General features: G+C 46.1%; 10 protein-coding genes and 1 pseudogene. 3 read left to right on the forward strand and 8 right to left on the reverse strand.

Annotated features, from left to right (window positions below; genetic code table 11):
- Positions 1–52 precede the first annotated feature (52 nt).
- Complete coding sequence (spoVAE, locus tag QZ371_RS08585) at positions 53–409, reverse strand: stage V sporulation protein AE (RefSeq protein WP_295211705.1); 357 nt, start codon at positions 407–409, stop codon at positions 53–55.
- The gene (locus QZ371_RS08590) at positions 410–1,420 is read right to left on the reverse strand and encodes a stage V sporulation protein AD (protein ID WP_295211706.1); all 1,011 of its coding nucleotides are present in this window, start codon (positions 1,418–1,420) and stop codon (positions 410–412) included.
- Between the two features lie 288 nt (positions 1,421–1,708).
- Here QZ371_RS08590 and QZ371_RS08595 point away from each other — a divergent pair, with 288 nt between their 5' ends.
- From QZ371_RS08595 to QZ371_RS08605, 3 genes are all read left to right on the forward strand, one after another.
- Positions 1,709–2,974: a DUF975 family protein gene (locus QZ371_RS08595; protein ID WP_295211707.1), complete on the forward strand. Its 1,266-nt coding sequence runs from the start codon at positions 1,709–1,711 to the stop codon at positions 2,972–2,974.
- Complete coding sequence (locus tag QZ371_RS08600; protein WP_295211708.1) at positions 2,974–3,717, forward strand: putative ABC transporter permease; 744 nt, start codon at positions 2,974–2,976, stop codon at positions 3,715–3,717. The genes QZ371_RS08595 and QZ371_RS08600 overlap by 1 nt, the downstream gene beginning before the upstream one ends.
- Positions 3,718–4,057: 340 nt before the next feature.
- A complete protein-coding gene (locus tag QZ371_RS08605; protein WP_295211709.1) occupies positions 4,058–4,402 on the forward strand; it encodes a type II toxin-antitoxin system PemK/MazF family toxin in 345 nt (114 codons plus the stop codon).
- Between the two features lie 295 nt (positions 4,403–4,697).
- Here the strand turns inward: QZ371_RS08605 and QZ371_RS08610 are convergent, their stop codons facing one another.
- The 6 genes and pseudogenes from QZ371_RS08610 to pflA form a co-directional block, all read right to left on the reverse strand.
- Entirely contained in the window at positions 4,698–5,903 is a 1,206-nt protein-coding gene (locus QZ371_RS08610) for an LL-diaminopimelate aminotransferase (RefSeq protein WP_295211710.1), read from the reverse strand.
- A gap of 144 nt (positions 5,904–6,047) precedes the next feature.
- Positions 6,048–10,103, reverse strand: coding sequence for a carbamoyl-phosphate synthase large subunit (gene carB / locus QZ371_RS08615; RefSeq protein WP_295211711.1), 4,056 nt, complete (start codon positions 10,101–10,103; stop codon positions 6,048–6,050).
- A gap of 133 nt (positions 10,104–10,236) precedes the next feature.
- Positions 10,237–10,625: pseudogene (locus tag QZ371_RS08620) on the reverse strand (four helix bundle protein).
- A gap of 95 nt (positions 10,626–10,720) precedes the next feature.
- Positions 10,721–11,797, reverse strand: a complete 1,077-nt coding sequence (locus QZ371_RS08625) for a carbamoyl phosphate synthase small subunit (protein WP_295211810.1) — start codon at positions 11,795–11,797, stop codon at positions 10,721–10,723.
- Between the two features lie 135 nt (positions 11,798–11,932).
- Positions 11,933–12,430, reverse strand: coding sequence for a DUF2798 domain-containing protein (locus tag QZ371_RS08630; RefSeq protein WP_295211712.1), 498 nt, complete (start codon positions 12,428–12,430; stop codon positions 11,933–11,935).
- A 370-nt stretch (positions 12,431–12,800) separates the two neighbouring features.
- On the reverse strand, positions 12,801–13,544 hold the full coding sequence (gene pflA / locus QZ371_RS08635) for a pyruvate formate-lyase-activating protein (RefSeq protein WP_295211713.1): 744 nt from the start codon (positions 13,542–13,544) through the stop codon (positions 12,801–12,803).
- Positions 13,545–13,695: the final 151 nt, after the last annotated feature.

Here is a 13,695-nt window from a genome sequence, read left to right on the forward strand (position 1 = left end):
CCCTTTTTGTGAATTATGTCAAATATCCGCACACATTTTCTATATTATTGCCTTATTCTTTAGAGCTACTTCTGAAGAATAAAGACACAATAAACGCAAACAGCATAGCCGCCGTGATACCCGCCGCTGAAGCAGTCAAGCCGCCCGTGAATATGCCGAGAAAACCTATCTTGTCCACCTGATCACGCACCCCGTCATAAAGCAGATATCCAAATCCGGTCAATGGCACGCTTGCTCCACAGCCTGCAAAGTCAAGAAGCGGCTTGTAAAGCCCCAGAGCCCCGAGGATAACACCGCCCACAACATATGCCACAAGTATCCTCGCAGGGGTCAGCTTCGTGAAATCTATCAGCACCTGTCCGATTGCGCAGAAAACTCCTCCGATGATAAAAGCCCAAATATAGTCCATTTAATCACTTCCTTTCTCGCTGGATATCCATACCAAATGTGATATGGAAGGTATGCTCTCCCCCTGCTGGTTCACCGTCGGCGACATAAGCGCACCCGTCGCCGCAAAGAGAATGTTCTTTATCTCCCCTGCCCTTATCTTCGGCAGAAAATATCCGCACAAAACGCTTCCGGCGCAGCCACAGCCGCTACCCCCTGCGTGTATATCCTGCTCCTCAAAATCGTATAGCATCATTCCGCAGTCCTTGTGATTGTCCCTGATGTTTATATCCTCACGCTCAAAAAGCTCGCAAAGTATCCTGCTTCCCACCTTGCCAAGATCGCCCGTGACGATGTAATCAAAATCGCAAGGCTTCATTCCCGTGTCCGTGAAAAATGTGCTGATAGTGGAAAACGCCGCAGGCGCCATTGCCGCACCCATATTGTTTGCGTCGCTCACGCCCATATCCACGATCTTTCCAATGGTACAGGCTCGGATATACGGCGGCTTGTCCGAGGGGGCAACCACCAGCGCTCCCGAAGCCGTGGCAGTCCATTGGGAAGTGGGCGTGCGCTGTCCGCCGTAATTGAGGGGAAAGCGGTATTGCCGCTCAGCGGTGCAAAAGTGCGACGACGTCACAGCCATTGCTCTGTCCGCCACCTCCCTGTCAACAAAAAGTGAAGCCAGCAAAAGCCCCTCCGCCATTGTTGAACACGCCCCGTATATGCCAAGAAACGGCATTTCAAACGCCCTAATGCCATACGTCGTACCAACGCATTGATTCAGAAGATCGCCGCCAAAAAGCACGTCAATGTCCTGCGGCTCCAGGCCAGCCTTGTCAAGTGCGTGAAGCACCGCCTGCTTTTGAAGCTGGCTCTCACCCTTTTCAAAAGTGTCCGTAGTAAAATAAGGATCCTCGTTTATCTTGTCAAAATAATCGCCCAGCGGACCCTCTTTCTCCATTTTTCCGCCTATCGCCGCCGAAGTTATCACCGAAGGGCAGCTTTTTGTGAATTTTGTCGCCTTTGCCATATATAAACATTCCTTTCATTCAAATTTATCACTTTTATTTTCCGCACATATAATGATATTATGCACGCCAAGCATTTTTTCGCAAAAAACATACCAAGAAAAATATTATTAATTTCTTAAACAGTTCTTAAACCGAAATCATTTTAATTGACAAACGCCTTAAAATAAGGTATACTTTAATATGTCGTATTGTTTCTGATTATGTTAAATTATGCGAAAATTTATTTTTTATGAAGAATAATATATAACGATAGTTAAGTAAGAATTTAAGAATGGAGAAAAAACTATATGAAGAATACCCAAGAGCCTACCGAGCCACGGCAAAAGCCCACGCCCGTGAAACTTTCAAGAAAAGAGCTTAAAAAAGGCGCAAAAGTCCGCCTAAAGCGCAATTATATCGCCTGTATCGCCGTATGTTTTATTATGGTGTTCGTCGCAGGCGAGTATGGTTCCACCACCCAAAATGTTTCGAGCTACGATAACACCCACGTTGCCGACCTCAAATATGACGCCGAGGACAAGGAAGAGATCATCAAGGATATGATGACCAACCACCTCACCGCCCAAGAAGTCAGCGACAAATGGCAGATCGACAACCCCGATGCAGTCACAAAATGGCTCCACGCCTATAAGGAATACGGCGTTGACGGCCTTAATTCAAAGGAAGTCACCTTTTTCGGCTCGTCAAGCGATACCTCGAACCTTGAAGCCCTTGCGGACGCATTTTCATTCAGCCGCAACGCCAAGGACAAAGCGCAGGACTATCTTAACAAGCGTCTCAACAATTTCACCACCTCGGCGTCAGTCTATTTCGACAGCGCCACAAAATCAAATTCCTACCAGTTCTCTCTTCTGACCGCAATCACAAACATCCTCAGCAAGAAAGCTGCTTGGGATACGATAGTGTCGTTTCTCTACTTCCTGTTCAATCTGCTTTTTACAATATTTATCATAAATATCCTGTTAGTCTGTGAGCGTAGATTTTTCCTTGAAAACCATACCTACAAAAAGACAAAAATAGGCAGACTGGGCTTTCTCTTCCGTGAGCGAACCCTCCACCCTGCCAAAACAATGTTCGTCACCAGCATTTTTCAGACCCTCTGGGCGTTCACGATCATCGGCTACCCTATCAAGTATTATTCCTATTCAATGGTGCCATTCATCTGCGCCGAGAACCCAAATATCAAAACACGCAAGGCAATAAAGCTTTCCACAGCAATGACCCGTGGCTATAAATGGCAGCTTTTCAAGCTCGACCTTTCAATGATCGGCTGGTCGCTGCTTTCAAGCATAACATTCGGCGCCGTGGGCGTTTTCTGGTCAAACCCATACACAACAGCTATCGACGCCGAAGTCTACCTAAAGCTCCGCCGTGAAGCTATCAAAAACAAGCTTCCAAATTATGAAGAGCTCGACGACGATCTCCTCGACCTTGATTTCTATGAAGAACGCCTCGCCGAGGAAGCAAAAGCCAATGGCGAAAACCCCGATATCGTCAGAAATATCCCCGTCTATACCCTAAAGACCCAGCAGCCCGAAGGAGGTGAAGCATAATGGAAATGGAAAGAGCCTTGACCCTTGACGATCTCCGAGAGTTCGACCAATACCCCGGCCTTGAAGTCAACAAGACCTCACATTTCAGCCGCTTCGCCAACAAAACGATCATTCATCGTGACTATCATCGTGACTACACGCTGATGACATATATCCTGCTTTTCTTCATCTTCGCCCTTATCGGCTGGCTTTGGGAAGTCGGTATCCATATCGTTGAGGACGGCGTTTTCGTCAATCGTGGCACAATGTTCGGCCCTTGGCTGCCGATATACGGCTTCGGCGGCGTCTGCGGAGTAATAATCCTCAAACGCTTCATCGACCACCACGTCCTCACATTTTTCCTTGTCGTGACCCTCTGCTCAGTTGTGGAATATTTCACCAGCTGGTATCTCGAGACCTTCAAGCATATGAAATATTGGGATTACACAGGCTATTTCTGCAACCTCAACGGCAGGATATGCCTTGAAGGAGCTTTGATATTCGGCTTCGCAGGCTGCGCAGGAATATATATAATGGCGCCGTTCTTTGACGATCTGCTGAAAAAGATACCGTTCAAAGCAAGGCTAGCCGCCTGCATAATTCTCGTGACACTTTTCTGCTGCGACGCCGTATATTCCAAAGCCCACCCAAATCAGGGCAAAGGCATAACAGATTACGCCTATAACACTACAGGCTTTTTCATCTGCGAAGTCCGCAAAGACCGCCCCGACGATCTCGGCTCGCACCTTTATCACATATTGTAAACTGACAATTGCGCAGAACATTGCCGACAATACAAATGTTGATACGCAATATAACAACGCAGCAAACCCAAGGGCGAACGATGTTCGCCCCTACAATAAAAACGGACAGATATTCAATAATCTATCCGTTTTTTTGTACCCTAAATCGTTTCTGACCTGTTCACACAAATCCGCACCAGTACAAAATTCAGTACAATTAACCATACCGCCCCTCCCTGCATAAAATAAAACAGCTCTGCGAAAACCCGCACAAATGATTATAACCAGAATTTGTGGTAATAATAACCTTAGCAGGCGATCTGCAACAAAGGCAAAAGCCAAAAGAATAGGAGTGTTTCAAGTGACAGTACACAGGGGCGATATATATTATGCAGACCTCAGCCCGGTAGTGGGCTCAGAGCAGGGCGGAATGAGACCTGTGCTCATCGTGCAGAACGACGTCGGCAACAAACATTCGCCGACAGTCATAGCCGCAGCAATAACCAGCCGACAGGACAAAGCCAAGCTGCCGACCCACATAGAAGTCAACGGCGGCACCTGCGGCCTATCCAAGGACTCCGTTGTCCTTCTCGAGCAAATTCGTACATTGGACAAAAAGCGCCTAAAAGAAAAAATGGGCTCATTAGACGGAAACTCAATGACCGCCGTAAATTCCGCACTATCCATTAGCTTTGGTCTTTTTTAATTCGCATAGGGCTGGACTGCGGGCAAGTTACGACTCAACCCGAGGAGCAGACAGACTTTAAACCGTACACAGCATTAAACCGTACAGAGTGCGGTTGGTGCTGTTCATAAACATTGTTATTAAACCTGTCAAACGTAGGGGCGAACATCGTTCGCCCTTTTTTATGCTTATATTCTCTTTTATAACCTACAAAAAAAGAGGCGACACAAAGGTCGCCCCTACATAAATAATCTCTCAAACTATTAGAGAACCCACGAGCGGAGCGAGCAATTCCTCACTCCTCACTCCTAACTCCTCACTTAGAGAGCAATTTCTTAATTCTCTCCATAGCCTCAACAGTCCTGTCCTTGTCGCCGAAAGCAGTCAATCTGAACCAGCCCTCGCCGTTCTTGCCGAAGCCAGCACCGGGAGTACCAACAACATTTGCGTTCTCGAGGAGATAATCAAAGAACTCCCACGAGCCCATATCATTAGGGCACTTGAGCCAAATGTATGGCGAGTTCTTTCCGCCTGTGTACTTGATACCAAGCTCGTCAAGGGTGGAAGCCATAACCTTTGCGTTGTTCTGATAGTATTCAATGTTCGCTCTCGTCTGCTTGAGACCTTCCTCAGAGAATACCGCAGCAGCAGCGCATTGTACAGGGTAAGATACACCGTTGAACTTTGAACCCTCACGTCTGCCCCAAAGCTGTGAAATTGAAACTTCGCTGCCGTCAGAAGCCTTAACAACAAGCTCGTGAGGTATAACTGTGTAACCGCATCTCATACCTGTGAAGCCGGCTGTCTTTGAAAGTGAGCACATCTCGATAGCGCATTCCTTTGCGCCCTCAACTGCGAAAATGCTTCTTGGAACGTCCTCTTCTGTGATAAATGCCTCGTATGCTGAATCGTAAATGATGATCGCATTGTTCTTCTTTGCGTAATCTATCCAAACCTTCAGCTGCTCCTTTGTGTATACAGAACCCGTCGGATTGTTAGGCGAGCAAAGATAAATAAGATCGCACTTAACGTTCTCGTCCGGCATAGCCGCAAAGTTGTTCTCCTCGTTTGAGTCAGCATAAATTACCTTTCTGCCGCTCATAAGGTTTGTGTCTACATATACAGGATATGCAGGGTCTGTGATAAGTACAACATTGTCATTGCCGAAAATATCCACAATGTTGCCGCAGTCAGACTTCGCACCGTCGTTGATCCTGATATCGTCCGCAGGAATGTCAACGCCGAAGCTCTTGTAATAACCTGCAACAGCTTCCTTGAGGAAGTCATATCCTGCACCGCTGTCCTCGTAACCCTTGAATGTCTCCTTGACGCCCATTTCGTCAGCGCCCTTCTTCATTGCATCAACAACGCACTTCGCGATAGGCTGTGTAACGTCGCCGATACCCATTCTGATAATGTCAGCCTCAGGGTGAGCCTCTGTGAAAGCCTTTACCTTCTTTGCAATGTTTATAAAAAGATAATTTTTTTCAAGCTTGAGAAAATTTTCGTTGATAGTTGGCATAATTCTAGCTCCTTTTCATTCTTTTGCCGAGTTAAATTTCAAAAGTTTGTCGGCTCAAACTTATAAAACGCATACAGCCGCAAAGCTTTGTTAAAAACGCTCTGCGGCTGCCGCTCTATACCCGCAGAAACCTACGAGCTGTTTTTACATTATAATGTGACCCGAGAATACAGTAACAGCGTCGCCTGTAAGATATACAGCCTCGTCTGTGTATCTGATCTTCAGCGTGCCGCCCTTGAGGATAACAGATATCTCCTCGTCCTTCTTGCAGTATCCGTTGAGAACTGCCGCAACAGCCGCAGCGCAAGCACCTGTTCCACAAGCCCAGGTCTCGCCCGAACCTCTCTCCCAAACTCTCATCTTGAGTGTGTGATCGTCAATCACCTTGATAAATTCCGCATTGACTCTCTCTGGGAATATCTTGTCGTGCTCGAAAGCATAACCTACTGTGTCGATGTCAAGGCTGTCAACATTGTTCATAAATACAACAGCGTGTGGGTTGCCCATTGAAACGCAAGTGATGTTGTAATCATTGCCGCCAATGTTCACCTTTCTGTCAACAACTCTGCCCTCAGCGTCAGGCTCAAGATCAACAGGCACAAGATGTGGCGCAAGAATAGCTTTGCCCATATTAACAGTAGCGCCGCTCACCTCGCCGTAATGACGAATAAGTGAAACTGTCATAATGCCCGACAGAGTCTCTATAGTCATTTCGTCCTTGTTTACGATGCCGTTGTCTCTCATAAACTTGGCAACACATCTGATACCGTTGCCGCACATCTTGCCCTCAGAACCGTCAAGGTTGAACATTCTCATCTTGGCGTCAGCCACCTTTGAACGGCAGATAAGTATAACGCCGTCGCCGCCGATACCGAAGTGTCTGTCAGAAAGGTTCAGCGCAAGACCCTCAGGGTTGTCGATCCTCTGATTGAAGCAGTTGAAGTAAATGTAGTCATTGCCGCAGCCCTGCATTTTTGTGAACTCAAAGTTCTGCTTCTCAGTTCTCATATTGTTGATATCAACTATCTCAGTAGTTGACTCTGTGTACTTACTTCTGATAGAAGCCGCAATAGCGTTAGCCGTGTCGATAGAAGTAAGACAAGGAATGTTCCATTCAACAGTCTTTCTTCTGATCTTAACAGAGTCTCTTGTAGGTATCCTACCCTTAGAAGATGTGGAGATAACATAAGCGATCTTTCCGCTCTCGATAAGCGTAAGAGTGTTGTTCTCCTCGTTCTCGTGTATCTTAGCAACTACCTCAGCATTGATACCGTGCTCGTGAAGCACCTTAGCCGTGCCGTGTGTAGCGTATATCTTAAATCCAAGATCAGCAAACATCTTTGCCGTCTGAGGGATCTCAGCCTTGTCAGAGTCTCTAACTGTAATGAATACTCCGCCCTTCTTGCCAAGCTTGTATCCCGCAGCCGTCAGACCCTTGTAAAGCGACTCTTCAAGAGAGTTAGAAACTGCAAGTACCTCACCTGTTGACTTCATCTCAGGTCCAAGGTGGTTATCAACGCCGATAAGCTTCTCGAATGAGAATACAGGCACCTTAACAGCAACATATGGTGAATTTCTGTAAAGACCCGTGCCGTAACCCATATCCTTGAGCTTCTCGCCAAGCATACACTTAGTAGCAAGATCGACCATCGGTACGCCCGTTACCTTAGAAATGTAAGGGATAGTTCTTGAAGAACGTGGGTTTACCTCGATAACATAGATCTCATCGTGATAAGCGATGTACTGAATGTTTACAAGACCCTTTGTGTTAAGTGCGATAGCAAGCTTCTTTGAGCATTCGATAATTCTGTCGATAAGGCTGTCAGAAACGTTCCAAGCAGGATATACCGCAATAGAGTCGCCCGAGTGGATACCCGTTCTCTCGATATGCTCCATAATACCAGGGATAAGTATATCCTCGCCGTCGCAGATAGCGTCGATCTCAAGCTCAGTACCCATAAGATACTTGTCGATAAGTACAGGGTTCTCTATTCCCTGATCGAGAATGATAGCCATATACTCCTTGATATCGTCATCGTTGAATGCGATTATCATATTCTGTCCGCCGAGAACGTAAGACGGTCTCATAAGAACAGGATAATGTATCTTGTTTGCCACCTCGAGAGCCTCGTCGCAGGTCATAACCGTGAAGCCCTGTGGTCTCTTTATCTTGAGCTGCTCGAGCAGTTCGTCAAATCTCTCTCTGTCTTCTGCGGCGTCGATAGCGTCAGGAGGTGTTCCGAGAATATTAACTCCGTGCTCAGCCATATGTTTTGTGAGCTTGATAGCAGTCTGTCCGCCGAATGCAACAACAACGCCAACAGGCTTCTCAACTCTGATGATGTTCATAACGTCCTCATCAGTCAATGGCTCAAAGTAAAGTCTGTCCGCAGTATCAAAGTCAGTCGAAACAGTCTCAGGGTTGTTATTAACGATAACAACGTCATAACCCTTCTCCTTCAAAGCCCATACGCAATGAACGGAAGCATAGTCGAACTCGATACCCTGACCGATTCTGATAGGACCTGAACCGAATACGATAACGGTCTTTCTGTCGTGACCCTTGTTTGCAATGAATTCGCTTGCCTCGTCCTCATTGTCATATGTTGAGTAGAAGTAAGGCGTCATAGCCGCAAACTCAGCCGCACAAGTATCAACCATCTTGAATACAGCGTGTACAGGCTTGTCGATCTTCTTTCCTGTTATCTTCTCGATCACCTTGTCAGTATAACCGATCTTCTTAGCCTCAAGATATGTCTCCTCGTTGAAGTCATCCTTAAGCTTCTTTTCCATATCAATAAGCTTGCAAAGCTTGTAAAGGAACCATTCGTCGATCTTAGTAATGCTGTGTATCTCGTCAACAGAAACACCACGTCTGAGAGCCTCGTATACAACGAACAGTCTCTCGTCTGTGCAGTCATAAAGTCTGTCGTGGATAGTCTTGTCGTCAAGATCAAGCATCTTAGGCGAGATAAGGCAGTCGTGACCGATCTCAGCGCCTCTGACAGCCTTCATTATAGCCTGCTCGAAAGTTGAGCCGATAGCCATAACCTCACCGGTAGCCTTCATCTGTGTGCCCAGCTCACGCTTAGCGTAAACGAACTTGTCGAAAGGCCACTTAGGCAGCTTAACAACAACGTAGTCAAGTGCAGGCTCAAAGCAAGCATAAGTCTTGCCTGTAACAGCGTTCTTGATCTCGTCAAGTGTATATCCGATAGCGATCTGAGCCGCTACCTTTGCGATAGGATAACCTGTCGCCTTAGAAGCAAGTGCAGAAGAACGTGAAACTCTCGGGTTGACCTCGATAACAGCGTATTCAAAGCTGTCAGGATTAAGTGCGAACTGACAGTTGCAGCCGCCCTCAACTTTAAGAGTGTCAATGATCTTCAATGCTGCGGAACGAAGCATCTGATATTCCTTGTCCGCAAGCGTAACAGCAGGAGCGATAACGATAGAGTCGCCTGTGTGAACGCCGACAGGGTCGAAATTCTCCATCGAGCAAACTGTGATAACGTTGCCCTTTGCGTCTCTCATTACCTCGAACTCGATCTCTTTCCAGCCTGCGATACATTTCTCAACAAGCACCTGAGTGATAGGTGAAAGATAAAGACCGTTTCTTGTGATCTCCTTGAGCTCTTCCTCATCATTTACGATACCGCCGCCTGTACCGCCAAGGGTAAATGCAGGTCTGATGATAAGCGGATAACCGATACCCGGCTGATTAGCGAAGTCAACAGCGTCCTCAACAGTATTAACGACCTTAGAAGGGATACAAGGCTGTCCGATAGACTCCATAGTATCCTTGAACATCTGTCTGTCCTCAGCCTTGTCGATAGTCTCAGGGTTAGCGCCAAGGAGCTTAACATTATACTTGTCAAGGAAGCCTTCCTTAGCAAGCTGCATTGAAAGGGTAAGACCCGTCTGACCGCCCAGCGTAGAAAGCAGGCTGTCAGGACGTTCTTTCTTGATAACTCTCTTAACAGTTTCAAGAGTGAGCGGTTCAATGTATATCTTATCAGCCATAGCATTATCAGTCATGATAGTAGCCGGGTTAGAGTTGATAAGAATTACCTCAAGACCTTCCTGCTTGAGCGCACGGCAAGCCTGTGTACCCGCATAGTCAAACTCAGCAGCCTGACCGATAACGATAGGACCGGAACCGATAACGAGAACTCGCTTTATATCTTTATTTAAAGGCACTTAAATTCAATCCTTTCCGAAAAGTTTAGGGAAACACCGAAAGTGAGGAGTGAGGAGTGAGGAGTGAGGAATTGTTCCTCATCTCACTTCCAGCAACGCCAGACATTCAGCTCTCTTATATACTATGAGCGTTTTATTCTTCATCGCCCATTGATTTTGTTATAGAAGACAATATCCTTTTCAATTCTATGCAGTCAAGCTGAATTGAATCATATTGTTCCTTCGTCAGATATTCAGACGCCGCCAGCAGATCAAGCCAGTACATAGTTTCCACATTCTCTTTAAATGCGATATACATTTTAGAACGGAAATCTTTTCGGCTTACCGCACATTCAGCCTCCGCAACATTTGCACCAATGCTCGAGCGCTGCGAAGCACCTGTTTCGACATAACGTACTCACGCTTTTCATCACACAAGTATTTATACAAATTAACTATTCTGAGTGCAAAAGCAAAGCTTTTGCTTGCAATAGGATTTTTGCCGAAATGCTCGCTATAAGCATATGAATAACCATTTTCCATACTTCACCTAAATAATTTACGTTCGGAGCGTATAAGTTATAATAACCTCAGAAGTTTCAGAGCAGGATAATTCCTCACTCCTCACTCCCCACTCCTCACTTGTTAGCATCTATCAGCGAAACGAATTCATCAAACAAGAAATCCGTGTCGTGTGGGCCGCCGCAAGCCTCTGGGTGGAACTGTACAGAAAATGCCGGCTTGTCAAGATATCTCACACCCTCGCAAGTGCCGTCGTTGGCATTAACGTAAAGCACCTTTGCGTTCTCGGGCAGCGAGTCGTTCTCAACTGCGTAACCGTGGTTCTGCGATGTTATGTAAACTCTGCCTGTCTCTGTGTTCTCCGCAGGCTGGTTCGCACCTCTGTGACCGTACTTCAGCTTGTGAGTTACAGCACCGTGAGCAAGGGCAAGCAACTGATGACCAAGACAAATGCCGAATGTCGGTATCTTCATCTCAGATATCTTTCTCAGCTCTTCAATGATCTCAACATTCTCCGCTGGGTCTCCAGGGCCGTTTGAAAGCATTATGCCGTCCGGCGCAAGCTCCTTGATCCTCTCAGCCGTCGTGTATGCAGGAACGACTGTTACCTCGCAGCCTCTCTTAACAAGCTCTCTGCCGATGTTGTGCTTTGCACCGAAATCGTAAAGAACTACCTTTCTCTTGACCTCGCCCTCTGGCTCAAAGGTCTTTTCCTCGCTGCAAGTCGTGTTCTTGACTGCGTCAACTATCGTGTAGTTCTTAAGGTCAGTCAAACCGAAGCTTGAACCCTCCGGAACGATCTTTCCGTTCATAACGCCCGACTCACGCACGATCTTTGTGAGCTGACGTGTGTCGATACCGTAAAGACCAACGATGTTGTTCTTCTTTAAAAAAGTGTCAAGATCACCCTCACAACGGAAGTTGCTGGGCTCTTGACACCAATCTCTAACAATATAAGCTTTAACGTGAGGACATTCACTTTCAAAATCCTCGGGAATAACGCCGTAATTACCAATTAACGGGAAAGTCTGAACGACTATCTGTCCATAGTAACTAGGGTCAGTAAGTGTTTCGAGATAGCCTGTCATAGCCGTAGTAAAAACAATTTCGCCAATAGCTTCGCCTGCTGCGCCAAAGCTTTTGCCCTCGAATATAGTACCGTTCTCCAAAATCAGATATGCCTTCTGCACTATAAGCTCCTCCTTTTTCACGCAAATTTTTACGATTACTATTATAGCACAAATTAAAGTTCTTGTAAAGGGTTTTAACACTTTTTTAACTAAAAAAAAGACCCCGACGAAATATCGCCGAAGTCTAATTACAATACCTTATTCCGCAGCCGCAGATACAGCCCCGTTTTCCTGTTCACGCTCTCTGAAAATAAGTCCGAAAACCGATCTCACCAGCGGGCCTGCAAAGAAAAGCTGCCAGCAAAGCGCCATAGGAAAGTTCATCGCCGTGGTCTCAAGCCATACCGCAATTACTTCCCTTCCTGCATTCTTAAAAAGCAGCGTAGCCGCAAGGCTCATAAGCGGACACATAAAAATGACAGATATCACCGATATGGCAAGCACAAGATGAAACGGATTGTCCTTTCTCACATCAACGATCTTGAACGCCTTCTTTTTTGCTATCTTTCCAACAGCGAAAAAGTCGATAACAAAAGCTATCGGTGCCATAATGATAAGCTCGTGGAAAGCCTTGAGAAAAACAGCGTTTGACATTCCGCCCATATTCAGCGCAATGTTGTAGCATATCATAGCGTACACCATTACAAACACCATAATCACAGTAAAAACGATCTCTTGAAACAAATTCTTTGGCATAAAAAAATCCTCCTTATGATAAAAACTTTACAGCTTTTTTCAGAAGCTGTGTTGTTCGTTAATCATTCAGAGAATGTGCGTTTCCAATATAAACCTGTTCCAATATTCAATTGCTGCATTTTTGCCGTAAATTATTTTACCACATTTGCGCCGCCCCGTCAATCGTCCAAATAAGCAGAAATTTATCCAAATCAAAGCCATAAAAATGTTTATTTTGCAAAAAAATAAAAACGAGCAGACCGAGATCTACTCGTTTCAATTGTAGGGACGAAAAATTGTTATTCGACTAAGCTCATAACAATTTATGGTAGCTTGTTATGTTGTCGCCACATCATTAATCACGCCAACCACGCAAACACGCCATTTCCAGCTACTTCTTCTTTTTCAGTGCCGCCTTCAAGCCGCTCATAACGATATCTCTCGCCTTAACGGCCTCGCTCTTGTCAAGTGGCGGCGTGTCGCCCAGCGGATAATCAATGCCAAGCTGCTCGTACTTGACCTTTCCCATAGTATGGTAAGGCAGCACGTCCAGCGCCTTGAGGGTCTTGAGCTGAGAAATAAACTCGCCCAGCCTGAAAAGGTACTCCTCCTTGTCCGTTATGCCCGGCACAACAACGTGGCGTATCCAAATCGGCACGCCCTGCTCCGACAAAAACTTCGCAAAAGCAAGAATATTGTCGTTATAATGCCCCGTGAGCTTTTTGTGCTCCTCACGGTCAATGTGCTTGATATCCAGCATAACAAGGTCGGTGCATTTGCAGAGTCTTTCAAACTTTTCTGTGTGCTCCGGCGTAAAAGTTATGCCCGAGCTGTCAAGGCAGGTGTGGATATTTTTCGCCTTAGCCTTTTCAAAAAGCTCCGTCACGAAATCTATCTGAACCAGCGGCTCGCCGCCTGTGCAGGTAATGCCGCCGTTTTTCATAAATTCCTTCACCGAGTCGTACTCTTCCAGCAGACTTTCGGCAGTTCTTTTCGTGCCCTTGCCGATCTCCCACGTATCGGGATTATGGCAATAAAGGCACCTCATCGGACAGCCCTGAAAGAAAATAACAAATCTGATACCCGGGCCGTCCACCGTACCAAAGCTCTCCGTAGAATGTATAAATCCTTCCAAAAAACACACCTCTTTTTTTAATTCGCATAATCTGGACTTCGGGCAAGTTACGACTCAGCCCGAAGACTGGACAAACTGTAAACCGTACACAGCATTAAACCGTACATAGTCCGTTTGGTTTGGTGCTGAAACATTGTAGTAATTATCTGTC

It is taken from the genome of Ruminococcus sp., from assembly GCF_019423705.1.
Lineage (GTDB): Bacteria > Bacillota > Clostridia > Oscillospirales > Ruminococcaceae > Hominimerdicola.

Coding starts and splice junctions, on each gene's coding strand:
- QZ371_RS08595 (WP_295211707.1), top strand. CDS start 1,709: ATGAAGAATACCCAAGAGCCTACCGAGCCACGGCAAAAGCCCACGCCC.
- QZ371_RS08610 (WP_295211710.1), bottom strand. CDS start 5,903: ATGCCAACTATCAACGAAAATTTTCTCAAGCTTGAAAAAAATTATCTT.
- QZ371_RS08630 (WP_295211712.1), bottom strand. CDS start 12,430: ATGCCAAAGAATTTGTTTCAAGAGATCGTTTTTACTGTGATTATGGTG.
- QZ371_RS08590 (WP_295211706.1), bottom strand. CDS start 1,420: ATGGCAAAGGCGACAAAATTCACAAAAAGCTGCCCTTCGGTGATAACT.
- QZ371_RS08600 (WP_295211708.1), top strand. CDS start 2,974: ATGGAAATGGAAAGAGCCTTGACCCTTGACGATCTCCGAGAGTTCGAC.
- spoVAE (WP_295211705.1), bottom strand. CDS start 409: ATGGACTATATTTGGGCTTTTATCATCGGAGGAGTTTTCTGCGCAATC.